At 43.5% G+C, this 24,327-nt stretch carries 24 protein-coding genes; 9 read left to right on the forward strand and 15 right to left on the reverse strand.

Going from position 1 to position 24,327, the window contains the following annotated elements; translation table 11 throughout:
* Nucleotides 1–2: 2 nt before the first annotated feature.
* From IEE86_RS09555 to IEE86_RS09575, 5 genes are all read right to left on the reverse strand, one after another.
* A complete protein-coding gene (locus IEE86_RS09555; protein ID WP_191097006.1) occupies nt 3–794 on the reverse strand; it encodes a putative hydro-lyase in 792 nt (263 codons plus the stop codon).
* A 5-nt stretch (nt 795–799) separates the two neighbouring features.
* Nucleotides 800–2,017, reverse strand: coding sequence for an NRAMP family divalent metal transporter (locus IEE86_RS09560; protein ID WP_191097007.1), 1,218 nt, complete (start codon nt 2,015–2,017; stop codon nt 800–802).
* A 26-nt stretch (nt 2,018–2,043) separates the two neighbouring features.
* Complete coding sequence (locus IEE86_RS09565) at nt 2,044–2,802, reverse strand: LamB/YcsF family protein (protein WP_191097008.1); 759 nt, start codon at nt 2,800–2,802, stop codon at nt 2,044–2,046.
* Nucleotides 2,803–2,976: 174 nt separating this feature from the next.
* Nucleotides 2,977–3,756: a Cof-type HAD-IIB family hydrolase gene (locus IEE86_RS09570; RefSeq protein ID WP_411955692.1), complete on the reverse strand. Its 780-nt coding sequence runs from the start codon at nt 3,754–3,756 to the stop codon at nt 2,977–2,979.
* Between the two features lie 103 nt (nt 3,757–3,859).
* Nucleotides 3,860–4,126 carry an excalibur calcium-binding domain-containing protein gene (locus IEE86_RS09575; protein WP_099726034.1) on the reverse strand — a complete coding sequence of 89 codons (267 nt, stop codon included), beginning with the start codon at nt 4,124–4,126 and terminating at the stop codon, nt 3,860–3,862.
* Nucleotides 4,127–4,310: 184 nt separating this feature from the next.
* Here IEE86_RS09575 and IEE86_RS09580 point away from each other — a divergent pair, with 184 nt between their 5' ends.
* From IEE86_RS09580 to IEE86_RS09590, 3 genes are read left to right on the forward strand one after another with little or no spacing between them, the layout of a single operon-like run.
* On the forward strand, nt 4,311–4,688 hold the full coding sequence (locus IEE86_RS09580) for a VOC family protein (RefSeq protein WP_191097010.1): 378 nt from the start codon (nt 4,311–4,313) through the stop codon (nt 4,686–4,688).
* A 25-nt stretch (nt 4,689–4,713) separates the two neighbouring features.
* The gene (locus IEE86_RS09585; protein WP_191097011.1) at nt 4,714–5,007 is read left to right on the forward strand and encodes a DUF5316 family protein; all 294 of its coding nucleotides are present in this window, start codon (nt 4,714–4,716) and stop codon (nt 5,005–5,007) included.
* A gap of 30 nt (nt 5,008–5,037) precedes the next feature.
* Nucleotides 5,038–5,280, forward strand: a complete 243-nt coding sequence (locus tag IEE86_RS09590; protein WP_191097012.1) for a DUF2651 family protein — start codon at nt 5,038–5,040, stop codon at nt 5,278–5,280.
* A gap of 43 nt (nt 5,281–5,323) precedes the next feature.
* Here IEE86_RS09590 and IEE86_RS09595 read toward each other — a convergent pair whose 3' ends face one another.
* The 5 genes from IEE86_RS09595 to IEE86_RS09615 all read right to left on the reverse strand — a co-directional run bounded on the left by IEE86_RS09595 (nt 5,324) and on the right by IEE86_RS09615 (nt 10,888).
* Entirely contained in the window at nt 5,324–5,716 is a 393-nt protein-coding gene (locus tag IEE86_RS09595; RefSeq protein ID WP_191097013.1) for a RidA family protein, read from the reverse strand.
* Nucleotides 5,717–5,941: 225 nt separating this feature from the next.
* Nucleotides 5,942–7,690: a methyl-accepting chemotaxis protein gene (locus IEE86_RS09600; protein WP_191097014.1), complete on the reverse strand. Its 1,749-nt coding sequence runs from the start codon at nt 7,688–7,690 to the stop codon at nt 5,942–5,944.
* Nucleotides 7,691–7,790: 100 nt separating this feature from the next.
* A complete protein-coding gene (locus IEE86_RS09605; protein ID WP_191097015.1) occupies nt 7,791–8,912 on the reverse strand; it encodes a mannitol-1-phosphate 5-dehydrogenase in 1,122 nt (373 codons plus the stop codon).
* Between the two features lies 1 nt (nt 8,913).
* On the reverse strand, nt 8,914–9,348 hold the full coding sequence (locus IEE86_RS09610) for a PTS mannitol transporter subunit IIA (RefSeq protein ID WP_191097016.1): 435 nt from the start codon (nt 9,346–9,348) through the stop codon (nt 8,914–8,916).
* A gap of 97 nt (nt 9,349–9,445) precedes the next feature.
* Nucleotides 9,446–10,888 carry a PTS mannitol transporter subunit IIBC gene (locus IEE86_RS09615; RefSeq protein ID WP_191097017.1) on the reverse strand — a complete coding sequence of 481 codons (1,443 nt, stop codon included), beginning with the start codon at nt 10,886–10,888 and terminating at the stop codon, nt 9,446–9,448.
* A 501-nt stretch (nt 10,889–11,389) separates the two neighbouring features.
* On the opposite strand from IEE86_RS09615, the gene IEE86_RS09620 reads away from it, so the two are divergent.
* From IEE86_RS09620 to IEE86_RS09630, 3 genes are all read left to right on the forward strand, one after another.
* The gene (locus IEE86_RS09620; RefSeq protein ID WP_191097018.1) at nt 11,390–13,024 is read left to right on the forward strand and encodes a copper resistance CopC/CopD family protein; all 1,635 of its coding nucleotides are present in this window, start codon (nt 11,390–11,392) and stop codon (nt 13,022–13,024) included.
* Nucleotides 13,025–13,041: 17 nt separating this feature from the next.
* Nucleotides 13,042–13,656: a YcnI family copper-binding membrane protein gene (locus IEE86_RS09625; RefSeq protein WP_191097019.1), complete on the forward strand. Its 615-nt coding sequence runs from the start codon at nt 13,042–13,044 to the stop codon at nt 13,654–13,656.
* A 132-nt stretch (nt 13,657–13,788) separates the two neighbouring features.
* The gene (locus IEE86_RS09630; protein ID WP_191097020.1) at nt 13,789–14,385 is read left to right on the forward strand and encodes an NAD(P)H-dependent oxidoreductase; all 597 of its coding nucleotides are present in this window, start codon (nt 13,789–13,791) and stop codon (nt 14,383–14,385) included.
* A gap of 39 nt (nt 14,386–14,424) precedes the next feature.
* Here the strand turns inward: IEE86_RS09630 and IEE86_RS09635 are convergent, their stop codons facing one another.
* Genes IEE86_RS09635 through gabT form a run of 3 tightly spaced genes read right to left on the reverse strand, consistent with a single transcriptional unit; the run spans nt 14,425 to nt 18,520 of the window.
* A complete protein-coding gene (locus IEE86_RS09635) occupies nt 14,425–15,819 on the reverse strand; it encodes an NAD-dependent succinate-semialdehyde dehydrogenase (protein WP_191097021.1) in 1,395 nt (464 codons plus the stop codon).
* Complete coding sequence (locus tag IEE86_RS09640) at nt 15,794–17,182, reverse strand: APC family permease (RefSeq protein ID WP_191097022.1); 1,389 nt, start codon at nt 17,180–17,182, stop codon at nt 15,794–15,796. The genes IEE86_RS09635 and IEE86_RS09640 overlap by 26 nt, the downstream gene beginning before the upstream one ends.
* Before the next feature lie 21 nt (nt 17,183–17,203).
* Nucleotides 17,204–18,520, reverse strand: coding sequence for a 4-aminobutyrate--2-oxoglutarate transaminase (gabT, locus tag IEE86_RS09645; RefSeq protein ID WP_191097023.1), 1,317 nt, complete (start codon nt 18,518–18,520; stop codon nt 17,204–17,206).
* A gap of 108 nt (nt 18,521–18,628) precedes the next feature.
* On the opposite strand from gabT, the gene gabR reads away from it, so the two are divergent.
* The gene (gabR, locus tag IEE86_RS09650) at nt 18,629–20,053 is read left to right on the forward strand and encodes a MocR-like transcriptional regulator GabR (protein WP_191097024.1); all 1,425 of its coding nucleotides are present in this window, start codon (nt 18,629–18,631) and stop codon (nt 20,051–20,053) included.
* Between the two features lie 30 nt (nt 20,054–20,083).
* Here gabR and IEE86_RS09655 read toward each other — a convergent pair whose 3' ends face one another.
* A complete protein-coding gene (locus IEE86_RS09655; protein WP_191097025.1) occupies nt 20,084–20,395 on the reverse strand; it encodes an ArsR/SmtB family transcription factor in 312 nt (103 codons plus the stop codon).
* A 200-nt stretch (nt 20,396–20,595) separates the two neighbouring features.
* Here IEE86_RS09655 and IEE86_RS09660 point away from each other — a divergent pair, with 200 nt between their 5' ends.
* Together IEE86_RS09660 and IEE86_RS09665 are read left to right on the forward strand one after the other, a co-directional pair.
* Nucleotides 20,596–21,462 carry a TetR/AcrR family transcriptional regulator gene (locus tag IEE86_RS09660; protein ID WP_224740909.1) on the forward strand — a complete coding sequence of 289 codons (867 nt, stop codon included), beginning with the start codon at nt 20,596–20,598 and terminating at the stop codon, nt 21,460–21,462.
* Nucleotides 21,463–21,478: 16 nt separating this feature from the next.
* Entirely contained in the window at nt 21,479–22,909 is a 1,431-nt protein-coding gene (locus IEE86_RS09665) for an MDR family MFS transporter (protein ID WP_191097027.1), read from the forward strand.
* Between the two features lie 52 nt (nt 22,910–22,961).
* Here IEE86_RS09665 and IEE86_RS09670 read toward each other — a convergent pair.
* Nucleotides 22,962–24,313 (reverse strand): IS3 family transposase gene (locus tag IEE86_RS09670; protein ID WP_191097028.1). Its coding sequence is split into 2 segments (ribosomal slippage): nt 22,962–23,869 and nt 23,869–24,313, totalling 1,353 coding nucleotides; the frame shifts between segments, so codons are not numbered across the junction.
* Between the last annotated feature and the right edge of the window lie 14 nt (nt 24,314–24,327).

The raw sequence follows: 24,327 nt of genomic DNA on the forward strand, positions 1-24,327 counted from the left end.
TTCTAAAGCACACCTAGCTGTTGATCTCTTCGGTCTGTGATGAACATATGACCGGGTGCATGGGTGATCGCAATGTCTGGTTTTGTATGCATCACAATGGCTTGCGGCGTCACACCACATGCCCAAAACACTGGCACTTCCCCTTCTTTGATGACAGATGGTTCTCCAAAGTCCGGCTGATCCACATCGGTAATTCCAATCACAGCAGGGTCCCCTATATGGATGGGGCCGCCATGTACGGAAGGGAATCTAGACGTCACTTGAACACTTCTTGTGACTTGATGCACCGGAATAGGTCTCATGCTGACAACCATCGGGCCATGGAACACGCCTGCCTGTTCACAGGAAAGATTCGTTTGATACATCGGTACGTTATGACCGTCTTCGATATGGCGAACAGGGATGCCATTCAGCATGAGCGCATGTTCAAACGTAAAACTGCATCCGATGAGAAAGGCAACCATATCATCCTCCCAATAAGTGGATATATCTGTCACCTCTTCTTGAAGAATCCCTTTTCGGTAAATACGGTACTTAGGAAAGTCCGTTCGAATATCCGCTTGAGGCGCTGATCGTCTTGGCACTGGATCACCCGGATCCAGTACATCGAGCAAGGGGCATGCAGCCGGATTTCGCTGACAAAATAAAAGAAAATCAAAGGCTAGTTCCTTTTTGACAATCATTAAATTGGCTTGAGCAAATCCTTCTGCAAAGCCAGCCGTTGGTCCTGTAATCTCTTTTTTGCGAATCAACTCTCTAATCTGTGAAGGCACATATGTTTGATAAGCATTCATCCGAATCAGCTCCATAGTTTTGGAATTTCATTTATGATGGTATATCCGCCCATCATGGCCATGATGACAACAACAAACGCACCTGTTGCTGTCAAAAAGAATGGATGGCGATAATCACCGACGATTTCTTTTTTATAGGCGGCTATCAGCAATGTTCCTAGTGCAAGCGGCAGGATCAATGCATTGATGGCCCCAACCAAAACCAATATGTTCACAGGTCTTCCAATCGTTATAAAACAAATGGTCGAGAGAGCAATGAACCCAACGATAATGCCTCGTTGATTTTTCTCGATTTTTGGTGAGAAGGTTTTAAAGAAGGAAACGGAGGTGTATGCCGCTCCAATGACCGACGTAATCGCCGCAGCCCACATAATAATCCCGAACATTTTATACCCAATATTTCCAGATGCTAATTGAAAGACCGAGGCAGGCGGGTTTGATGGATCAATCTGCAAGCCTTTTGAGACAACTCCTAGAACGGCTAAAAATAAAGCCACACGCATCACGGAGGTGATTAAAATACCGAAAATGGAACTTTTCGTCACTTGCGGCAGTGCTTCCTTCCCCTTAATACCAGCATCCAGCAGACGATGGCCACCAGCAAAAACGATATAGCCGCCAACCGTTCCGCCGACAAGTGTCACAATTGATAACATGTCAATTTCCTCTGGCACGAATGTTCTCATGACCGCTTCTCCAACTGGCGGTGCTGTCGAAATGGCCACATACAGCATAAGACCAATCATGACAAAACCGGCGATTTGTGTGAATCGGTCCATCGCTTTTCCTGCCTCTTTGATGACAAAAATGAGAATGGCAATGACTGCACTGACCCCAGCCCCTATGCGGGGATCGACGCCGAATATGACTTGAAAACCGAGACCCGCACCGGCGATATTTCCAATATTAAAGGCAAGACCCCCAATGACAATCAAACAAGCTAACACATAACCGAGACCCGGCAGAACCATATTGGCAATGTCCTGTCCTCTTTTTTCCGAGACGGCAATGATACGCCATACATTTGTTTGCGCAAAAATGTCTAGCAAAATGGAAATCAAAATGACAAACCCAAAACTAGCTGCTAGCTGCTGTGTGAACACCGTTGTTTGTGTTAAAAATCCCGGTCCAATGGCGGACGTTGCCATTAAAAAGGCTGCGCCCATCAGCATAGAACGGTTCCCTTTTGGAGCTTTCATCTGTTTGACTTTCTCTCTTTTCATGCTGTTTCCCCCTTAGATGTCAGTTTTTATCGAAAGGCCCCAATGTGAATATTGGCTTCTTTTAGCTTCGCTGTAATGGTTTTTGCAAATTGAAGCGCATGGCTGCCGTCTCCGTGAATGCATACCGTATCTGCTTTGAGCGGAATCTCTTCCCCTTGAACTGTACGAACCTTCCCTTCTCGTACCATACGAACGACCTGCTGAACGGCCACTTCATCCTCTTCAATGAGTGCATGTGGTTCGCGGCGGGAAGTCAGTGTACCATCTGTTTGATACGTCCGATCAGAAAAGACTTCATGTGCCACTTGAAGACCAATCCTTTCACCTGCTAAAGCGAGCTCACTCCCTGACAGCCCAAATAATACAAGGCTTGGATCGACATCATACACAGCCTTCGCAATTGATTCAGATAATTCAGTATTTTTAGTTGCCATGTTGTAGAGAGCACCGTGTGGTTTGACATGCTGCATCGTGCCGCCTTCTGCTTTTAGAAAGGCTGATAGAGCGCCAATTTGATAGATGATGAGATCATAGGCTTCCTCTGCCGAGATGGCCATTGGACGTCTGCCAAAGCCCACTAAATCTTGCAGACCTGGATGCGCACCGATTTGAACCCCTTTATCCAGCGCCATCCTCACCGTCTTTCTCATCACCGTTGGATCTCCTGCATGAAAACCACAAGCAATGTTGGCTGAGGTGACATATTCAAGAATCTGTTCATCTGAACCGATGGTGTACTGACCAAAACTTTCTCCCAAATCACAATTAATATCCACTTGATACATAGGACCCCTCCTTGTCGTTCCGAATTACGGAATAGAAAGTCCGAATATTCGAATTTATATTGATTATACCAACTTTGGATAGACTGCACATGAAATTGTCAGAAAATATAACAATAGAACTAGTAGAAAACAAAAAAAAGCGAGAGGTGATGTCCTCTCGCTTTTTCTACTCGTTTATTTAGACAGCACCCAATGCTGTATGGCTTTTGCTACCCCGTGCTCTGTATTAGGAGCCGTAATCCAATCAGCGGCTTCCTTCACCACTTCTTGCGCATTTCCCATCGCAATGCCCAGTCCAGCTTCTTGAATCATGGCCATATCATTCAGGCTGTCGCCAAGTGACATGACGTTATCCATCGTACATCCAATTCGTTCTGCGACCTTTGCAAGTGCCGCAGCTTTGTTAATGCCTGCCGCATTGACTTCGATATTGGTTGGACTTGAATTTGTGATCTCTAGATGCTCATTTGTTTTCAATGTATTGAGCACCTCCTCACGAACGTCATCATCATGAATATCAAAGCCAAATTTTAACCATTCGTGGTCATGAATGCGTTCTGGGAATTCTCCTCTCCATACCTTATCCACAGTGGAAGCCCAGTAATCGGTTTCGTACCTATTTTTTAGATCCCACATCATTTGGACATGATCAGGATGCAGCAGATCTCGTTCGATCAACTGAAAGTTCGAATCCCATATTTCACTTCCGTTTGCTGTCACAAGATAGGAAGAGAGTTTCAGCGGCTCGACCAGCTCTCGGCATGTCATCAGCGTACGTCCTGTGCTAATGACGACATGGACCCCTTTCGCTTCAGCTTCTTTAATGGCTTGTTTATTTTCTTCTGGAATGACGTGCTCACTGTTTAACAGTGTGCCATCCATATCGATGGCAATCAATCGGATGTCTTTCTTATCAGCTTGTGTTGACAAATTGAGTACCCCACTTTGTATCATTTTTTGAGTCTATCTTTATTTTAATATAAAGACGAAGCTGGCACAAAGGGACGAGTTTGATCCCATAGAAAAAAGACCTTGTTACAGGTCTTTTTACATGTGCTTAGCGTTCACACGCAATGCCGTCTTTATCGCGGTCAAGGTGCTTATTTTTGAGGTAAAGCGCTTTTGATGCATAAGGCTTGTACTTTGTTTTTCCGCCTTTGTTTTTCGTATTTTTGCTTATCGCCACGCCGCCCTTATATACTTTATTAAGCGCTTTGCAGTTTTTGTACTTGACTGTCTTCGCATCTGCTGTGTGGGTGTCAACTTGTGTAAAGCTTAGTAAAAGACCTAAAGATAAGACAGCCACCATGATTTTTTTCAACATGTGTAATCCCCCTATTTTTTGTAATTTTACATTTTTATCATAAGTCACCACTTTTTGTTTTTCAAGACTATTCAGCTAAAAATATTGTTTTTTTTGGAATCAGATGAACCTTATATCCTATATGGTAAAATGAATGGGAAACCTTTCCGGTTTTGACACGTATATGAAGAGAGGAGTTTTTCACATGAAAATGAAATATACCATTCTATATGTAAACGATGTTGAGGCGAGCATTCAGTTCTATCAGCATGTACTTGGTTTCCCTGTGAAACTCAGAGTAGAATCCTATGTTGAGTTTGATACTGGAGAAGTGACCTTATCCATTAATTCACGCCAGGATGTAAAAGATGCACTGGGGTTACCTGTCCCCGAAGCAAATCAATCATCTCAAACGTTTGAAATTGGCTTTGTTGTCGATGACGTGGATCAAACGATTGCGTCAATGAAGGATAAAGGGGTACCTATCATCAAAGAACCTGCAAAAAAACCATGGGGTCAAACCGTCGCTTATGTGTCTGATCCTGATGGACATTTCATTGAAATATGTGATGCGGTCTCCTAATAGCTGTTCGAAGGAGTGAAGCGTAATGAGAAAGAAACATGCTTTTTTTGCTGGTGTTTGCTCAATGGCTGTGATTTGCAGTGCCGCGATCTTTTTGCAGCACCTTGAATGGATTGGGTATGTCAGTGGTGGAATCTCTATTATTGGGTTCGTCGTGTCTGGATTTCTTATGGGTGCATGGACAAGCGGGGAAGAAACGCGGGCAGCCTATCATTCTGAAACGAAAGAACACCGGATGTGGCGTCTTGATACAGCTTTTCTTTTGATCATCTTTGCCCTTCCACATATGAGTGCTGCACTATTATATGTTTTTATGTAAATAGTTGATTTGTTCATAGGAGTGATCAACATGGCTGTTTTTGTCTTATTCGTTGTATTTGGTTTACCTATTCTCTCTGTGCTGATTGGCATTTTCGGCACATTGTTTTTAAAGAACATTTGGTTTCCTACCTTGATTGTGCTGGTAGCGAGTGTGATTCTGATGTTCACCTCTATTGGCGGAAATGAATCCTTTCTCATTTGGGTCATCATCTACACAGTCTGTGCATTTCTCGGTGCATTCATTACAAAGCGATTCCAAGCTGTTTCATAAATACTCATCAAAAAAAGAACAGTTTGCACTGTTCTTTTTTTAATTAAATATCGGCACACCATAGCTCTATTTCGATTTTCAGCTCTGGCCACCCTAATGCAGATACATAGGCAACGGTCATTGATGGATATGCCGTTTTGAAGATTGCATCCCACTGTGGATATAGATGATCCCAATCAATTTCTTCTGTTGCCCAAATATTGACTTTGATCACGTGTTCTTCATTCAATCCTTCTGATGCAAGGATTCTTTTTATATTTTCAAACGTATTGGTTACTTGGTCGTTTAAGCTTGATGGGATCTGTCCATCCGCTCCTGTCCCTACTTGACCTGATGTCACAAATAACCCCGCACCCTTTGGCACCCTTGTGATATGACTGTAGTTGCCAACGGGTTTCGGCATACTTTCTGGGTTTTTTCTCGTGATTTTTTCCATGTAAATCCCTCACTCACTATGATTTTTCTGCGTGTTTTCCTTCCTGCAGACAGACTTCACCAATTTTTGTCTATCCTAAAAGAAAACAGCAGTGGAGTATCCGTAACCACAAGGTAAGAACATCAATATTTTCTTTTTCATGGACGAAACACTCCTTTTTATTGCGTGAGCAAGGTTTAGATTCATTTCACCCTACCTGATGAATGAACCACAGTCAAAAATAAATTATAAACGATAACGCGCAATATCCTGATTCAAGCGCATGCTCAGCTCATTAAGTCTTTCTGCTGCTTTGGCCACATTGGAGATGGCTGTCACTTGTTCGTCTGTTGAAGCTGTGATTTCTTCAATACCAGCAGCATTTTCTTGAGAAATATGTGCTGCACCTTGCATCGCTTTTGTGATTTGTTCGTTTTGCTCTAGTAGTGCATTCAGCTCTTTTGCCATCGCATTCGTTTCAACGATGGTTTGTGAAATGGATGTTGAGATGGTATTGAATTCATGTTCTGTTGCGTGTACTGCATCATCTAGCTCGGCGAAACGATCCATTGTATTGGACATCATGCCGGCTGTTGCCGTCGTTTCTTCTTTAATGCCTTGAATCATTTGCTGGATTTGAACGGCTGATTGCTTTGTCTGTTCAGCTAAATTCCGCACTTCACTCGCCACAACTGAGAAGCCTTTGCCGTGCTCTCCTGCGCGTGCTGCCTCAATGCTCGCATTCAGCGCAAGTAAGTTCGTTTCATTTGAAATGCTTTCAATCGTATCTGTGATTTGCGAGATATCCTGTACTTTTATACTTAACTGCTCGATTCCTGTTCTAATGCCTTGAGATGCCTGAATGGATTGTTCATTTGATTGTTTTAATTGCTGAACAATTTGCTGACCCTGCTCGGAAGATTGATTCGACTGGTCTGAAATTCGTTTGATTTGGTCGCTTTGTTCTTTGACGTTTTCAATGGATTGATTGAACTGGGTCATTTGTTGATTGGCTACCTCAAGGTCAGATGCCTGATGAAGCGTACCGGTCGATATGTCTCCAATCGCTCGCCCAATTTCTTCACTGCTGGCTGATGTTTCCTCAGATATAGCGGATAAATCTGTCGCTGATTCGACGAGTTGACTGCTCGTCTCCTGTAAACCGCTCACAAGTGATCTGAGCTGTCCAGACATATGGTTAAAGCCTTTTGCCAGCTGTCCAATTTCATCTGTTGTTTCCTTTAAGTTCGTGCGTTCTATATTCCCCGCCGCAATTTCTTTTGAAGCAGCGGTGACTTGCTTGAGCAGTCTGACTTTTCCTCGTGCTGCCAAATAAAAGACACCCATACTTAAAAGAGCAACACCTGCTGTAATCAGAATAATATAGAGCTTCATCTGCTCTAGTTCTTTATAAAATTCATCCTGAAATACGGCAATTCCTACACTCCAATTCCACGGTGTAAACTGATTCATATAAACGAGCTTTTGCTTTTCTTCCCCCGTGGCATCGTCTTTATCCATATAGGTGATATAGTGTGCATCCTCGCCTTTTGCTGTGGCGCCAGCGACCATTTTTTGACGGTTTGTCGTGTTATCAGGGATGACACCGATGTCATTGACCGGATGAACCTGTGATGAATAATCCGCTCCATATGCGACGAGATAACCTTTATTTTTATAGACAAAATCTGATTTTTGAAATTGGTATCCTTTCCCGTTGTCGTTTTTGGGCCCGCTCAAGTATATACGCGCTTGTTCCTGCGCCTGTTCAAGCGTCAGTTCTTTTTTCTCCACACGGTCGTTCAATTGTTCAAGAGTGGCCATCGCTCCGCTGACGATGTGCTTTAAATCTGCTTTCCCTGCATCAATTAATACATGTTTCGCTAACAAATATCCCGTGGTTCCAACAAGTCCACCTGTTAAAATCGTGATCACGATAATGGCAGACATTAATTGAAAAAAGACACTTCTTGACGCAAACGCTTTCTTTTTCATGTTCAAATTCCCCCTTACTTCATATATCGTCCAGTAGAGAAAAGTATTAAAAAAGTCATAGAAAAAATCCCTTTCACATGTTGGAAAGGGATTTTCTCAATTATAGAGCGGCTTCTTTGAGAATGGCTTGATAGAGCTCGTCTGTCGGCGTGAGTCCACATACCTCTTCTAGCACACCTTCAATGCCTGTTTCTTTTCTTAATGCCTGCAAGCGAACCGCTTCTTCATCTTCTGCAAAGTCGTAAGCCAAGGCAGCAGCGATGCCTTTTATTAAATACACCGGTTGTTTGATCTTCTTCGCTGGACCGATTAAACGGTCATTTGCCCCAAGCTTTCTAAGCGGGGAACGTGCAACACGAGTGACCTCGTCGGAGATAAAAGCATTTTCAAAGCGCTTGATGATTTTTTGTATATACGCATCATGCTCTTCTTGCTGAAAGCCATATGTGTCGATTAAATAACTGCCCGTTTCGTGAAGGGCACCTTCGATCACTTGACGAATCTCTGGTGTATCGACAGCTTCTTTAATGGTTTTTACGCCTTGCTGATACCCGACATAAGCAGCTAGTGCATGTCCAGTGTTGACAGTGAAGAGCTTTCGTTCAATATACGGCGTCAAATCTTGGACAAAGGTCGCTCCGTCAATTTGAGGGACGTCTCCAACAAAGCCCGTTTCATCAATGACCCATTCGAAAAATGGCTCGACTGATACTTTGAGAAGGTCTTCATGGTGCTGAATCGGAACAATGCGGTCAACGGCAGCGTTCGGAAAACCGACTGTTTGTGACAACGCTTCTTGTTCATCCTCTGTTAAATGAGAGAAAACGGCTTCCTTTAAATGTGAGCTGCCTCCAATCATATTTTCACACGCCACGATATTGATAATATGGTCAGGCTTTTTTTGTTTTAATCCTTCAGCAATTGATGAAGCAATCATCTTCAAAACGGCTGGTCCAACAGCTGTTGTAATCAAATCGGCTGATGCAACGGCCTCTGTCAATGCCGCTGGGTTTTGCACGGAATTGATCGCTGACACAGGACCTACAACTTCTTGCTTTTGCCCTGGCGCTGCGAGTTCAACCGTGTATTCTCCTCTTTCATTCAGCTCATGAATGACCGCTTCATTTACATCGGTAAACACAAGCTCAAAGCCTGATGCTTTTAACAAAGATCCGATAAACCCTCTGCCAATATTCCCTGCTCCAAAATGAAGTGCCTTCATGTTAGTTCACCTCGTTAAAGATGGCGATCAGTTCATCCTGATCCTTTGCATGAATAATGCGTTCTACATTTTCTTCTTCTGAACAGACAATCGCAATTTGAGAAAGAATATCAAGATGTTCGTTGTTTTTACCAGCGATGCCAAAGACGACTTTGGCGATATTTCCTTCTCCGTATTCAACGCCCTCTGGAATTTGAATGATAGAAATCCCCGAATGAAGGACAGCCGCTTTCGCATCCTCTGTTCCATGAGGAATCGCAATCCCGTTGCCCATAAAAGTAGAAGAAATCTTTTCTCTTTCAAACATTTTGTCGACATAATCACTTGTGACATAGCCGTTTGCTACGAGGACTTCGCCTGCTTTTTTAATAGCTTCTTCCTTAGAGCCTGCTTGTTCGTTTAGAAAAATATTGTCTTTTGAAAGTACTTGTTTCATGAATGCTCACACACCTTTTTTTAGAATAGAAAATCAAGAAAACAACCAAAACGGGGAGTTCAATGAGAAAAAATTGAACTCAACCCGTTTCGTCATGTTATTTTTTCAATTTCTCAATCAGCTCATCATATGTCGGGCTGTTTAAGAAATTATCCACTGAGATATGCACAGCTCCTGGCAGCTTTGCCTTGGCTCTGTCTGTTAAATCTTTATGAGTAAAGACCACATCCGCATCATCTGGGATGTTGCTGATGGATGTGTTTGTCACATCAATATCAAGCTCTGCCTTTTTGACTTTATTCTTTAAGATGGATGCGCCCATCGCACTTGAACCCATTCCTGCGTCGCAGGCAAAGATGATTTTGTTCACGTCATCTGGATTGACATCACTTGGAGATGCTGATTGCTCGCTTCCTTGAGCTTCTTCCTTTTGTGCAGTTAGAGCGGCAGCTGCTGCACTTTTCTTCCCTTTCATGTCTTGCATTTTTTCGGTTGCCGCCGTTAGGTCCTCATCTGTTTCCTTGGACGCTTTTAAAATCACAGAAGCGACAAGGAACGATACGATCGCTGCCACGACAACACCTGCTAGAACGGCAAGGTGACCGCCTTTTGGTGACATGAGCATGAGGGCAATAATACTTCCTGGTGATGGCACAGCCTTTAAGCCTGCATTTAAAAGGGTAAAGGTCAAAACGCCGCTTGCTCCCCCTGCAATGACCGCCAAAATGAGCTTTGGCTTCATTAAGATGTACGGGAAGTAAATTTCATGAATTCCCCCTAAGAATTGAATCACAATCGCACCAGGTGCAGACTGCTTTGCATTCCCTCTTCCAAAGAACATATAGGCTAAAAGAACACCTAGACCTGGTCCTGGGTTTGTTTCAAGCAAGAACAGAATGGACTGCCCTGTCTTCGCCGCTTGCTCCACCCCTAAAGGACCTAAAATTCCTTGGTTAATCGCATTGTTTAAGAACAATACTTTTGCTGGTTCAATAAAGATACTTGCGAGCGGAAGTAAATGTGCATTAACAATGATATCTACACCTGCCGCAAGGGCTTTATTCAGACCTAGTACCACTGGGCCGATGGCGTAGAAGGCAATGACGACAAGAATGGCACCTAGAATCCCTGCCGTAAAGTTATTCACAAGCATCTCAAAGCCCGATTTGATTCGATCTTTGAACAGCTGATCAATTTTCTTAATCAGGTAACCGCCAAGTGGTCCCATAATCATTGCGCCTAAAAACATTGGGATGTCCGAACCGACAATGACCCCAATCGTAGCGGTTGCACCGAGTACCCCGCCTCGGTGGTCATATACGAGCTTACCGCCTGTGTAACCGATTAATAGCGGCAGTAAGTAGTTGATCATTGGTCCAACAAGTGTATTTAATTGTTCATTTGGAAAATAACCACTTGGAATGAACAAGGCCGTGATGAGTCCCCAAGCGATAAACGCTCCAATATTCGGCATAATCATACCGCTTAAATAGCTTCCAAAGCGCTGTACTTTCACGCGGAATCCGCTTTTTTCCTGCATCTGTGAAAACTCCTTTCTTCTCTCCCTTTATTCAGGGCTTTATAGGTCAAAAGATATAAGAACAAGTGTCAGTGAAGCCCTTATCCCTATCGTAAAACGCTTTCACTTTCCCTTCAATCGAAACTAAATGTCACTTTGTCACATAGTGTGTGACAAAATTGAAAAATAATGTGACACCTCTCGGCATACCATAGATGATAGCGGGGTAAAAACTGAATCTACTGTTGTTTTGGCGCAAAATTCATTGGAATTTCACAACTTTCAAATGGTCACTTCTTGTTTCCTCTACTTAAATCGAATAGGCTTATATTGATCAAACATTCAAGAAACGTCTGCGCAGACATGACACAGAAAAAGTGAACCATCTGGCTATTTGTTTCGTTTACCTTTTAAAGTGGGCGGTACAATAGAAAGAGCGGTTTTTTCTGTGACTCACAGTTTACTGCCGCTTTCTTTCTGATACATGAGACATTTTCATACGTAGAAAGGCGGTTATTCACCTTGTTGAAAAATAGTAAGTGGCTCCTGCTTCTTATCATCATGCTCGCTTTTTTCATGCCAAAGGAAGCATTTGCTCATGCATATGTGGTGAGCTCAAATCCAGCAGCAAATGAAGAGCTGGATCAGCAGCCTCCTTCAGTCTCTATCACATTTAGTGAAGGAATTGAAAGCGGGTTTCATGCCATTAAGGTGCTAAATGCAAAAGGTGATCGTGTGGATAAGGGAGATACGGTCATTAAAGATCAAAAGATGATGGAAGCTGCTTTAAAAAAGGATTTACCAAAAGGGATTTACACCATTCAGTGGAATGCGGTATCAGCGGATGGACACTCTGTCTCTGGCATGATTCCATTTAGTATTGGAAAAGCAGATGGGGGTTTTGACCAACTAGATCAAGGTCAAACGAATGAATCTATCGACATGGCTTCGACCATTGACAAAGCCTTTCTTTATACGTCGTTTAGCTTATTCCTTGGGACCATTTTGTTTGGACTGTTTTGGTTTCAAGCTGCCATTTCACACACATTAGCTAAACGAATGAAGTGGCTTTTGACATTGTCACTCATCATGATGGGCGGAGCACTCTTGTTCCAGCTGCCGATTCAAACAAAATCAGCGGCAGAGGTGTCCTTTTGGGGTGCGTTTCAGCCATCGCTTTTACAAGAAACCATTGCGTCGACTTCTGGCGGGGGTCTGTGGATGATGCTCATGGTGTCGTTTGTTCTTCTTGCCATTTGGACCATTGTGGCGATGAAAAAAGGGAACTTCACTTCTTTTCGGGTATGGCTGTTTCCGCTACTCATTTTCGCGGTGCTTCTTTGGCTGAAAGCACAAATCGGTCATCCAGCAGCAACAGATAATAAAATACTGACAACGTCACTTGATTTTATCCATCTCGTCTCTGCATCGATTTGGGTCGGTGGTTTAACAGCCATTGTTCTCCTGTTGATGAAGAAGCTGCCAGATGAAGATCAGCCGCTCATGCGCCGTACACTGACAGCCTTTCATCCGTGGGCACTGCTTTCGGTTGGACTCATTGTGTTTTCAGGATTTGTGAATGCCATCTTTATTTTGCAATCGTTTGATGCCCTTTTCCAATCAGCGTACGGACGCACCTTTTTGATCAAGCTTGGTTTATTTATCATCATGGGCCTTCTTGGTCTTTTCCACTACTTGATGCTGAGATGGGAAAAGAAGCAGAAACGTCACATTTCCTTACGAGCTGAATGGATCATCGGAATCGCTATTTTGTTATTAACGGCTGTGTTTACCAATATTCCAAGCCCTCCGCCGCCTGCACCTGAGCCATTCTTTGGTGCCAATCAGGTCGAGCATCGTGACATTGTGTCCTTGAGCATTACCCCGAATGCTCCTGGGAAAAATACGTTTGAGGTGGCATTTACGAAGAAGGATGGACAAACGATCACTGACATCCAATCTGTGACAGCCAAGATCCATAAGGTCGCCTTATTGGGTGATGAGACACCTAGTGAATTTCAGCTAGAACGATTAAAAAATGGACATTTCTCTGCTGAAAATCTCTTATTAAACGAAAAAGGCACATGGAAGATTGAAATCCATGCGTTGACTGGTTCTTTTGAAAATATCGATACCACATTTATTAGAAGAAACTAAAAAGGAGTTCATATCACATGAAAAAATATGTTAAAGCTTTATTACCAATGCTTCTCGTTTCATTTTTACTGGCGATCCCTGTGAGTGCGCACATGACAGTCAAACCTGATACGTCTGCGACAAACGCTTGGGAAACGTATACGTTAAAGGTACCTTCTGAAAGTGACAGCCCGACAACAAAGGTTGTCATCACAATGCCTAAAGGCGTCGAGTTCCAGCAATACGAGCCAATACCTGGCTGGAAAACAACAACGGAAGAAAAGGATGGCAAGGTAACAAGAGTCACTTGGGAAGCAACGGGTAAAGGCGTGCTTGCCGGACAGTTCCAGCAATTTGTTTTTGTGGCAAAGAATCCTGAAAAAGCAGGTGAAGCTGCATGGGATGCGTATCAATATTATAAGGATGGAACAGTCGTTGAATGGACTGGCGATCAAGACGCGGATAAACCTCACTCCATCACAAATATTGTGGCATCTAATACGGCAACTGATTCACACGGTCAAGAAAAACCAAAAGAAGAAAAGGCATCTGAAACAGCCTCCACTTCTTCCTCACCACTTGTCCTTGGTCTGTCCATTGCCGCACTAGTCGTAGCCCTTATTGCACTCGGACTTGCTTTCAGAAAAAAATAAACCTTATAAGAGCGGTCGTTTTCTTGGAAACGATCGCTTTTTATTTTCCCAACCTATGATTTCCAATACAGGATTGAATAGGATACTGGTGCATGCCATAATGAGACACATGACCACGTAGGAGGCTATAAGATGAACCATCTAATCATTTTTGCTCATCCCCAGCAAAGCTTAAACCAAACCTTATTAGATCTTGTTGTGAGCACTCTTTTGAACAATGGTCATGATGTGACTGTTCGTGATGTCTATGCCCTCGGCTTTTCGCCAGAGCTCACCCTAGCGGAAAAGGCTGCGATCAAACGCGGTCATGTGCCGGTCGCCATTCAGACAGAACAGATGCTTATTCAGCAAGCGGATGTCTTGACGTTTATTTTCCCGATATGGTGGACAGGTCTGCCAGCTATGCTAAAGGGCTATGTGGAGCGCGTCTTTTCGCAGGGATTTGCTTATCAGATGAATGAGCACGGGGCGATTGAAAATCTGCTTCGGGACAAAAAAGGTGTCATTATCAACACACACGATTCCCCGAGGACCTTTCTTGATTCCAATAGGATCGTTCCCCCTTCTCATCACATGACAACGGATACAGAAGTCTTTAATTTTATTGGTGTTGAGCCTGTTGAACGGCTTTTATTTAGCAGTATGGATCAAGCATCTGCTGATTATATCCATGAAATCCTACAGGAAACGAAAGAAACAGTGGATCAGCTCTTCCCACCAGCTGTTTAATATAAAAAAAGACTGCCGAGGTTCCTCGGACAGTCTCTATTATCCATCTAAACCAATGGATACATATTTTGTTTCTAAATATGGCTCGATTCCTTCAATACCGCCTTCACGGCCAATTCCGCTCTCTTTCATACCGCCAAACGGTGCTTGAACAGCGGATGGGCCGCCATCATTCCAGCCAATAATACCGTAATCAAGATTCTCTGAAATGTAGAGTCCGTTTCGGTAATTCTCTGTAAAGAAATAAGCTGCAAGTCCAAAAGGTGTATCGTTGGCTAATTCAATCGCCTCATCTAATGTTTGGAATGTCGTTATTGGTGCCACAGGACCAAAGGTTTCTTCATGCATGATATTCATCGTAGGATCGACATGTGTAAGCACCGTTGGCTGAACAAAGTAATAGGACTTCTCATCGTCAAAATCCGTCTTGCCGCCGACAAGCACTTTCGCCCCTTTATCCACTGCATCTTGAATTTGGTCGACAATTTTATCAAAGCCGCGTTTATTGATAATTGGACCGATCGATGTGCCTTCTTCAAACCCATTTCCCACTTTCAGCTTTTCTACTTCTTTGCTGAAGCTTTGAGCAAATGCTTCATGAATCTCTTCATGCACAATTAAGCGGTTGGCACACACACAGGTTTGTCCTGCATTACGAAACTTAGATGCGACTGCTTGTTTCACAGCCAGTTCAAGATTGGCATCCTTGTCTACGATGAGCGGGGCATGCCCTCCAAGCTCCATCGATACGTGTTTCACTGTGCTGGCACTGTTTTTGATCAGATGCTTGCCGACTGGTGTCGAGCCTGTAAATGTGATCTTGCGAATCAATGGGCTGTCTGTGAAGATTTCCCCCACTTCTTTCCCATCTCCAACAACCCATTGCAGCGCATCCTCCGGAATCCCGGCTTCATGTCCTAATTTCACAAGCTCAATAGCTGTTAGCGGCGTGTCTTCAGCAGGCTTCACAATAAACGTACAGCCCGCCGCAAGTGCTGGTGCTGCCTTTCTCGTAATCATCGCCGCAGGAAAGTTCCACGGTGTAATGGCTGCAACAGGGCCAACTGGCTGCTTTGTGACGAAAAGGCGCTTATTCGTCGTATGGGACGGGATGGTTCTGCCATAGATCCGTTTGGCTTCCTCTGCGTACCATTCAATATATCCAGCCGCATAGACGATTTCTCCTAATGCTTCTTGATACGGCTTCCCATTTTCTTCTGTGATGATTTTGGCAAGCCTTTCTTTATGTTCGATTATCAGATCAAACCACTTGCGAATGATATTGGCACGCTCATGCGCTGACGTTTTTGCCCATGCTTTGAATGCTTTGTGTGAGCGGGAAATCGCGTCTTCGATCTGTTCTTTTGTATGCTGAGCAACTGAAGCAATTTCTTCCCCTGTTGCAGGATTATACACTTTGAGTTCGTTTGTCATGCTCTATCTTCTCCTTCGTTCTTGGATTCATTACATATAGTATATACCCAATGAGTACCCAACCTAAAAGCAAGATCCATTCAGCTGGCCATGATAAGGAGGCCGGCATGCCTGGAAAATAAAATGAAAGAAAAAGGAGACTTAGTCCAATGGCACATACCCCTGTTGTCCGCCAATACTTAATGCGATATGGACGCTCAAGATTAGGTTCTGTTTTGCGAAGCTTCATAAAAGCGATGGATACAATTAAATACCCGACGATGATTCCCACGCCTCCTGCATTGACAATCCATACGAGGGCAGGGCGCCCTAATAATGGAGCAAAAAAGGCCAGTGCCCCAAGAAATAAAATGGCATTTGTCGGTGTTTTATACTTTGGATGAATATACGCAAACCATTTGGAAATCATGCCTCTTTCCGCCATAGCATATAGGATACGGCTTGCACCGATGATAAAAGCGTTCCAGCTCGTCACAATCCCAGCTACACCGCCAATGACAAGCACTGTCCCAAATGCCTGATGACCGAGAAGCTGCACCATGGCATCTGCTGTCGCCAATGAAGAGGCTTCAAGCTGGCCTTTTGACAGCCCTGCCGCGACCCCAAAGACAATGAGCAGATAAAATACAACGGCACTCACGATTGATATAATCAAGATTCTCCCGATGATTTTCTTCGGTGCATTGATTTCTGCCGCCACCTGCGGGATGACATCAAATCCAACGAATAAAAAGGGAATCATGACTAAAACGGCCATGAGACCGCCAACCCCGCCTTGAAACATCGGCTCAAGATTTGCAAAATCTCCATTAAATGTCGCGCCGCCTAAAAGGAGAAAACCTGTAAGGATAATCGCCACTGTGAAAACTGACTGAAAAATGGCGGCAGGCTTTGCCCCTATGTAATTCAGAGCTGTTAAAAATAGCGCCCCGCCAGATCCAATCAACACCCACGTGAAATAAACATCCCATCCCCCTATATTCCATAGGAAACCAACATGCTGTGTTGGAATCACATAGTCAATCACTGTTGGCAAAGCGACCGCTTCAAACGTAATCACGGACACATAACCGAACAATACGCCCCATGCTGAAACGAACGCTGATTTCATCCCAAATGCCCGCTGGACAAAGACGAGCCCTCCGCCTGTCTCTGGAATTGCAGACGATAGCTCGGCATATGTGAGTCCAATAAAGATGACGAGAATGCCCCCTATGACAAAAGCAATCACACTGCCTAAAAATCCAGCTGTTAAAATCCAATCTCCCGAAAGTACAACCCAACCCCAGCCAAGCATTGCACCAATGGATAAGAACAGTACATCTGACTGTGACATGGTTTTTGCCATTTGTTGTTTTTGCATACAACCATCCCCCTTTGTTGTTTAGCGTGCTTTGAAGGCGTCCTCGATGATCCCTAGTCCTTCGTGAAGCAGCTCATCTGTGATGACAAGTGGTGTTAAAAAGCGAATGATATTCCCATTAATTCCTGCCGTTAATAGGAGCAGCCCGTGCTCATTTGCATATGATGCAATCGCTGCGGCTGTTTTTTTATCAGGTGTACGCGTTGTTTGATCTTCCACAATTTCAATGGCTGCCATTGCCCCTAATCTTCGGACTTCTCCAATGAATGGGTACTTTGTTCTCCAATCATTCGCTTTGTCCTCAATGACTTGTCCAATATGTTCAGATCGTTGATTCAATTGTTCGGTTTCAATGATATCAAGAACGGCTAGTGCTGCTACGCAGCCTAACGGACTTCCTGCATACGTTCCCCCAAGCTCCCCTGGATCAGCTGCATCAAGCAGTTCTTTTCTGCCAACGACGCCACTTAGCGGCAGGCCAGCTGCAAGAGATTTTGACACAGTGATTAAGTCTGGCACCACATCAAAGTGCTCAATGGCAAAGTATTTTCCCGTTCTCGCAAAGCCTGTTTGGATCTCATCTGCGACAAAGACAATCCCGTGCTGCTGACAAAATGAAGCGACGTGCTGAACGAAACGCTTCGATGGTACAATGAATCCGCCCTCCCCTTGGACTGGCTCCATCACCACACAAGCGACTGTTTCTGGTGCAACGGCAGCGACGAAGAATTGATTGAATTGATCAATGATGTACTCGTCGTAGGCCGCATCACTTAATCCATCAGGCTTTTGATAGTAATAAGGATACGGCGCTTGATACACCTCTGAGGCGAATGGTCCGAACCCAAATTTATAAGGCTTGACCTTGCTCGTCATGCTCATCGTCATATTCGTTCTACCGTGAAAGCCTCTTGTAAACGATACAACAGCCTGTCGTTTCGTATATTTACGGGCAATTTTCACCGCATTTTCAACAGCCTCTGCACCTGAATTGAGGAAAATGGCTTTCTTGTCATGGCCCCCTGGTGTGAGGTGACATAGCTTTTCTGCCAATTCGATATACGATTCGTACATCATGACGTTGAAGCCTGGGTGAATCAGACTGTCTGCCTGTGCTTTGACCGCTTCCACAACTTTTGGATGTGAATGTCCTACATTTAATGTGCCGATGGCGCCTGCAAAATCAATAAAACGATTCCCATCAATATCGAACAGCTCGGCTCCCTTTCCTTTCGCTGCAAGATGACGATTGCCATTACTGACGCCTCTTGCGACGTATTGATCTCTTTTCCCCTGCCATTCTTCTGTTGAAAAACGGTTTGTTGTCGTTTGACTCATTGTCATCCATCCCCTTTATGTCTTTTTTATTATTCTGAATATTTTTTGGTATGATAGAAAGTACCAATATCATTTTTTTCATGGTATCAGAGAGGGTGGAATGGTGAAATGCTGACAATTCAACTAGATCAAACAGGGGCAAAGGGGTTTATTTATCATCAAATTTATACGAAAATCAAAGACGAAATTTTAAATAGGAATCTTCAGCCGCACGATCAATTACCTTCGAAACGAGAGTTAGCAGGTACATTAAAAGTCAGCGTGAATTCAGTGAACGGTGCCTATCAGCAGCTACTTGCCGAGGGATATTTATATTCGGTTGAGCGCAAAGGATTTTTTGTGGAAGCGCTCGAAACGTTTCATGAGCCGGGTCAGCTGAAGCCATCGTCTCTTCCAGCGGATTTAAAGGAAGAGCCCATTGCAAGAGACGACTGGTACTCTTTTTCACACATCTCCGTTGATACGGCAAACTTTCCTTTTAAAAGCTGGCTGAAAAGTGAACAAAAGGCAATCAGCCTCCACCAAGAAGCCTTTAGTGAGCTTCCGCACCCGCAGGGGGTTTATGCGCTGCGAGAAACGATTGCCCGGCTGATCGGACTTGCCCGAGGTGTCAAATGCTACCCTGAACAGCTCATTTTAAGTGCAGGCACTCAATCACTCATTCATTCGTTATCGAGCATTCTTCCGGCTGATCAAGTATACGGGTTAGAAAACCCTGGCTACCGCCGGCTCTATCAAATGCTGAAAAATAATCATCATCGAATTGAAACGATTGGGATAGACCAAAAAGGTGTGCGGATGAGCGACATTCACAGGAAACAGCCGAATGTCTTGATCATTACCCCTTCACATCAGTTCCCAACAGGGGTAATCATGCCGATTTCCCGGCGAATTCAGCTGTTAAATTGGGCAGCTGATCAGCCAGACCGCTATATCATTGAGGATGATTATGACAGTGAATTTAAGTATGGCACAGACAGCATCCCGGCGCTGCAAAGTCTTGATCGATATGACAAAGTCATCTATATGGGGACCTTTTCAAAATCATTGCTGCCAGGCCTTCGGCTTAGCTACATGGTGTTGCCTCAGCATTTATTAAGACGATATAAGAAAGAACAGCATTTCTTCATTCAAACGGCCAACCTTTTTACCCAATATACCCTTCTTCACTTTATTCAAGATGGCGCGTATCAGCGGCATATTAAGAGAATGAATGGATTATATGAGGAAAAGCGGAAGCAGCTTATTGGAGAACTTGAAACCGTCTTTGCTGACAACGTACGGATTATCGGGGAAAATGCAGGGCTTCATTTTATCGCAGAGTTCCGCTCGGATCGAACGCAGCACGAGATTTTACAGCGAGCCAAAGAAAGAAAGCTGAAAATGTATGGGATGGATCGCTTCACCCTTGATGAGCATTTGCCGGGGCATCAAGAAGGCTTCGTCCCGCTCGTCCTCGGCTTCTCTCATATGCAGCCAGAGGATATTCAACCGGCAGTGAAACGACTGCACGAGTCAATTTATGGGAAATAAAACAGCCAGCTGCTTTACTAGACAGCTGGCTTACCACCGCTCTTTATCTACGGCTAAAATGGATGACACGAGTCCAGGAAAAGCGGTCTCGATATCTTCTTTTCTTAAAGAATAGTAGCGATGCTTTCCGTCAATTCTCACTTTCACGACGCCTGCCTCCCTCAGCACTTTGAAGTGATGGGAGAGCGTGGATTTGGCAATATTCATCTCATACGTGCCGCATGTCCTCTCCCCCGCTTCTGCTAAGCAGCGGACAATTTCTAACCGGACAGGATCAGCCAATGCTTGCAGCACAGAAATCAGTGTCATGTCTTCTTGAGTTGGATGGTTTGGATTATTCATACGATAAATGTACCGTATTTTGTTCTAACATACAATCTCATGAGCTGCCTAAAAAGGATAAAATACCTGTCATACACACAGGTATTTTTTTAAGTTCGTTTTCTTGAAATAAGCGTTTCGTTTTGTTATTATGTCAAAAGTGACCACTCGGTTTCCATTGTGACCATATGGTTTTGCCGATTCGGAAAGGACTTATGAAGATGAAAGAAAAGCAAGAAGAGATTTTGCGGGTTTCGAAGAAATTATTTTCACAAAAAGGCTATATGAGTGTGTCCATGCAGTCGATTGCGGATGCCTGTAAAATATCAAAAGCGTCTATTTATAAACTGTTTGATTCAAAGGAAGAGCTTCTATTAGAACTGATTAAATATAATCAGCGCAAGATGAGGGAGATTTCCCACCTCATTCATTCAGAAACGACGCTGTCCAAAAAGGAAAAATTCACTAAGAAGATCAAGCTTGAGCTTGAAGAATTCAAAGAGAATCATAAATTTTTGAACATGCTGTCCTTCGAAGCATTTTCTCAGCATTCACCTATTGTCAAAAAGCATTTGCGTGAGACACGCTCCATCATCATGCAGCGGCACAGAGACATTATTTTAAGCACATACGGTGAATCTGTTGCGCCTTATGTTTGGGATCTTGTGATTGTCCTCAATGGTTTAATGAGAGAAGTCATCTTAATGCTGGCAATTGAGCATAAGAACATTCAATTAGAAAATGCTGCCGAAATGATCATTGGTGTGATGGACCGTGTATCAAAAAAGCCTTGCTCCATTGAGCCTGTGTTAACAGATGAGCTAATGGACTCTTATCTGCTTTCCTCACAAGAAGAATATGATGAAGAAAAACATGTCATCACGTACTTAACGAAGATCAAACAAGCACTTCATGCACTGTCAAACGGAGAAGAAAAGGACGATCTCCTCTCTGCGTTTGAGCTACTGAGTCAAGAATTATCAAAGGACCAACCGAGAACCTTTTTAATCAGCTCATTACTTGATTATTTAGGCAAAAACAGCGTTTTATCACAAAGCGTGTCACAGCTGAAAAGCATCATTTTATAGATAAAGAAGGGATAACATGAACCAATCAACAACATCGTATAATCGCCCTGTGATTGTTGGGATTTTTCTCGTTGGGGCATTCGTCGCGATTTTAAACCAAACGCTGCTCATTCCAGCGATCCCACATATCATGGAGGAATTCAATATTGATGTCAGCAAAGGGCAATGGCTGACAACAGCCTTTATGCTGACAAACGGGATTCTCATCCCGATTACTGCCTTTTTAATAGAGAAATTTTCGAGTCGCGCTTTAGTTTTAACGGCGCTTAGCATTTTTACAGCAGGTACAGTTCTTGCTGCGTTTGCAACGAATTTCCCAGTGTTACTTGCAGCGCGAATTGTGCAGGCAGCCGGCGCAGGGATTTTAATGCCGCTCATGCAAACCATCTTTTTGACCATTTTCCCGAAAGAAAAACGGGGGCAGGCCATGGGTATGGTTGGTCTTGTCATTTCTTTCGCACCAGCGCTTGGACCAACACTTGGCGGCTGGATTGTCGATTCCTTTAGTTGGAAATTCCTGTTCTATATTGTTCTGCCAATCGGTATCATTGATCTCATTCTTGCTTATTTCTTAATGAAAAATGTCACGCAGCAAAGAGAAACACGTATCGATGTTTTATCCGTTATCCTGTCGTCCTTCGGTTTCGGCGGTTTACTGTACGGGTTTTCTAGTGTCGGATCATATGGATGGACGAGTGCGCCTGTCCTTATTTCGCTGATTGTCGGCGCCGTGAGCTTGTTCCTCTTTATTCTGCGTCAGTCGAATTTGGACAGACCGATGCTTGAGTTTGGTGTATTTAAGTTTGCTGTCTTTAGCTTAACAACCTTCCTCGGCATGCTCGTCTTTGCTTTACTGATTGGAACGGAGACCATTCTGCCGCTTTATACGCAGAATGTCAGAGGATTGTCTGCACTTGATACAGGGCTCATCTTGTTGCCAGGTGCGCTCTTTATGGGATTGCTATCACCGATTATCGGAAGGATTTTTGATAAAGTCGGCGGAAGAGGACTGGCAATAGGCGGGTTTACGATATTAACGGTTACCTCCCTGCCATTTATGCTTCTAAGCCTTGATTCATCAATTGCTCTGATTACAATCGCCTACACGCTTCGCCTGATCGGAGTTGGGATGATCATGATGCCGCTGACAACAGCAGGTATTAACTCTTTACCACAGCATCTGATCCCGCATGGAACAGCGATGAATAACACGATGAGACAAATGGGCGGCTCGATTGGAACGGCTGTGCTTGTCTCTATTATGAGCAGCTCTGCCGCAAATGCAGAAATAGCTAATCCATTGAAATCAGCCGTTCATGGCATGAATACGTCATTTATCGTCTCTGGACTAATTGCGGTCATTGGACTCGTTCTCACCTTTTTCTTAAAGGAAAAACGTGAGAATAAAGTGATGAAACAGGAGCTATCTTCCTCCTCTTCTTCATAAGAAAAAAAGAGCTCTGCATTGAAGTGACCCCCTAAATTTAGACGCGGGTTTTTTATGAGACAGCTTTCGAGGCATGAGTTCGATATTGTATCGGACTCATGCCTTTTAGTTTTGTCTTTATACGTGTGTGATTGTAGTAATCAATATATTGTTCAAGTTCTTGCTTGAAGTGTTCGATGTTCTCAAATTTTTTTAGGTATAGAAATTCAGACTTTAAGATACCAAAAAAGTTCTCGATAACTGCGTTATCGTAACAGTTACCTTTTCGGGACATACTCTGTGTAATCCCACGCTTTTTTAAGGCGTGTCTATATTGCTTCATTTGGTAATGCCATCCTTGATCAGAATGTATCATTGGTTTCTCATCTTCATCTAAACGGTTGAACGCCTGATGAAGCATCGTTGAGACGAGTGAATAAACAGGTCTTGAACCGACTGTATAGGTAATGATTTCACCATTAAATAGATCTAATATGGGCGAAAGATAGAGCTTCTGACCAAATAACTTAAACTCCGTTATATCTGTGACCCATTTCTCATTTGGCCTATCAGCTTGAAAATGACGAGCCAATATATTAGGCGCTATTTTGTTCACTGTGCCTCTGTATGAACGATATTTCTTCACTCGGACCATGCATTTTAGCCCTAGAACTTTCATGATGCGCTGGACTTTTTTGTGATTTACCTTTTGTCCTCGGTTGATTAGTTCATCACGAATCCGGCGATATCCATAACGTCCTTGATGTTCCTGATAAATGGTTTGAATCATCTTTTTCAGTTCGACATCCTGATCAGGACGATCTAAATGCTTGATCAAGTAATAGTAGGTACTGCGTGGAATACATGCGAGCTTAAGAAGTGATTTCACCGGATATTGATGCCTTAAATCATAGACTACTTGCGCTTTGTCTTGTTTGGTGATTGTTCCTTGTTTTGAACTAAGGCATTCAACTTTTTTAAATACTCATTTTCCATGCGCAAATGTTCTACTTCTGCCTGTAACGCTTCCATTGATCCTTTCGTTATTTCTTGTTTTCCAGTTTTCTTTTTCATAGACGGACGCCCCTTTTTCTTAGATTGAAGGGCGTCTACTCCTTGTGTTTCCAAGATGCGCTTCCAGTTCCAAAGCGTGGTATCAGAAGGCAGGTTAAAGAGTGCAGCTGTTTCCAAGATAGACGTCCCATGTTCATTCATATAATCAAGTAAGTCTAGTTTATATTGGACTGGATAATTTGTATATGACTTTGAAAAAGCTTTTTCGCCATGATATTGATACTTTCTGACCCAATATTGAAGTATGCTTTTGTGCACGCCAATCTGTTTTGCAATTCCAAGCAGGGGTTCGCGGTCAATGAGGTATCGTTTTACCGCTTTGATTTTATCTTCAATTGTAAATTTAGCCAAAAGAAAAGCACCTC

The sequence above is a fragment of the Bacillus crepusculi genome, assembly GCF_014764715.1.
In the GTDB taxonomy this organism is placed as follows: domain Bacteria; phylum Bacillota; class Bacilli; order Bacillales; family Bacillaceae; genus Bacillus.

What these genes read in the sequence shown, in the direction of transcription:
- IEE86_RS09555 (WP_191097006.1), bottom strand. Translation starts at nt 794, where the DNA reads ATGAATGCTTATCAAACATATGTGCCTTCACAGATTAGAGAGTTGATT.
- IEE86_RS09560 (WP_191097007.1), bottom strand. Translation starts at nt 2,017, where the DNA reads ATGAAAAGAGAGAAAGTCAAACAGATGAAAGCTCCAAAAGGGAACCGT.
- IEE86_RS09565 (WP_191097008.1), bottom strand. Translation starts at nt 2,802, where the DNA reads ATGTATCAAGTGGATATTAATTGTGATTTGGGAGAAAGTTTTGGTCAG.
- IEE86_RS09570 (WP_411955692.1), bottom strand. Translation starts at nt 3,756, where the DNA reads ATGATACAAAGTGGGGTACTCAATTTGTCAACACAAGCTGATAAGAAA.
- IEE86_RS09575 (WP_099726034.1), bottom strand. Translation starts at nt 4,126, where the DNA reads ATGTTGAAAAAAATCATGGTGGCTGTCTTATCTTTAGGTCTTTTACTA.
- IEE86_RS09580 (WP_191097010.1), top strand. Translation starts at nt 4,311, where the DNA reads ATGAAAATGAAATATACCATTCTATATGTAAACGATGTTGAGGCGAGC.
- IEE86_RS09585 (WP_191097011.1), top strand. Translation starts at nt 4,714, where the DNA reads ATGAGAAAGAAACATGCTTTTTTTGCTGGTGTTTGCTCAATGGCTGTG.
- IEE86_RS09590 (WP_191097012.1), top strand. Translation starts at nt 5,038, where the DNA reads ATGGCTGTTTTTGTCTTATTCGTTGTATTTGGTTTACCTATTCTCTCT.
- IEE86_RS09595 (WP_191097013.1), bottom strand. Translation starts at nt 5,716, where the DNA reads ATGGAAAAAATCACGAGAAAAAACCCAGAAAGTATGCCGAAACCCGTT.
- IEE86_RS09600 (WP_191097014.1), bottom strand. Translation starts at nt 7,690, where the DNA reads ATGAAAAAGAAAGCGTTTGCGTCAAGAAGTGTCTTTTTTCAATTAATG.
- IEE86_RS09605 (WP_191097015.1), bottom strand. Translation starts at nt 8,912, where the DNA reads ATGAAGGCACTTCATTTTGGAGCAGGGAATATTGGCAGAGGGTTTATC.
- IEE86_RS09610 (WP_191097016.1), bottom strand. Translation starts at nt 9,348, where the DNA reads ATGAAACAAGTACTTTCAAAAGACAATATTTTTCTAAACGAACAAGCA.
- IEE86_RS09615 (WP_191097017.1), bottom strand. Translation starts at nt 10,888, where the DNA reads ATGCAGGAAAAAAGCGGATTCCGCGTGAAAGTACAGCGCTTTGGAAGC.
- IEE86_RS09625 (WP_191097019.1), top strand. Translation starts at nt 13,042, where the DNA reads ATGAAAAAATATGTTAAAGCTTTATTACCAATGCTTCTCGTTTCATTT.
- IEE86_RS09630 (WP_191097020.1), top strand. Translation starts at nt 13,789, where the DNA reads ATGAACCATCTAATCATTTTTGCTCATCCCCAGCAAAGCTTAAACCAA.
- IEE86_RS09635 (WP_191097021.1), bottom strand. Translation starts at nt 15,819, where the DNA reads ATGACAAACGAACTCAAAGTGTATAATCCTGCAACAGGGGAAGAAATT.
- IEE86_RS09640 (WP_191097022.1), bottom strand. Translation starts at nt 17,182, where the DNA reads ATGCAAAAACAACAAATGGCAAAAACCATGTCACAGTCAGATGTACTG.
- gabT (WP_191097023.1), bottom strand. Translation starts at nt 18,520, where the DNA reads ATGAGTCAAACGACAACAAACCGTTTTTCAACAGAAGAATGGCAGGGG.
- gabR (WP_191097024.1), top strand. Translation starts at nt 18,629, where the DNA reads ATGCTGACAATTCAACTAGATCAAACAGGGGCAAAGGGGTTTATTTAT.
- IEE86_RS09655 (WP_191097025.1), bottom strand. Translation starts at nt 20,395, where the DNA reads ATGAATAATCCAAACCATCCAACTCAAGAAGACATGACACTGATTTCT.
- IEE86_RS09660 (WP_224740909.1), top strand. Translation starts at nt 20,596, where the DNA reads ATGAAAGAAAAGCAAGAAGAGATTTTGCGGGTTTCGAAGAAATTATTT.
- IEE86_RS09665 (WP_191097027.1), top strand. Translation starts at nt 21,479, where the DNA reads ATGAACCAATCAACAACATCGTATAATCGCCCTGTGATTGTTGGGATT.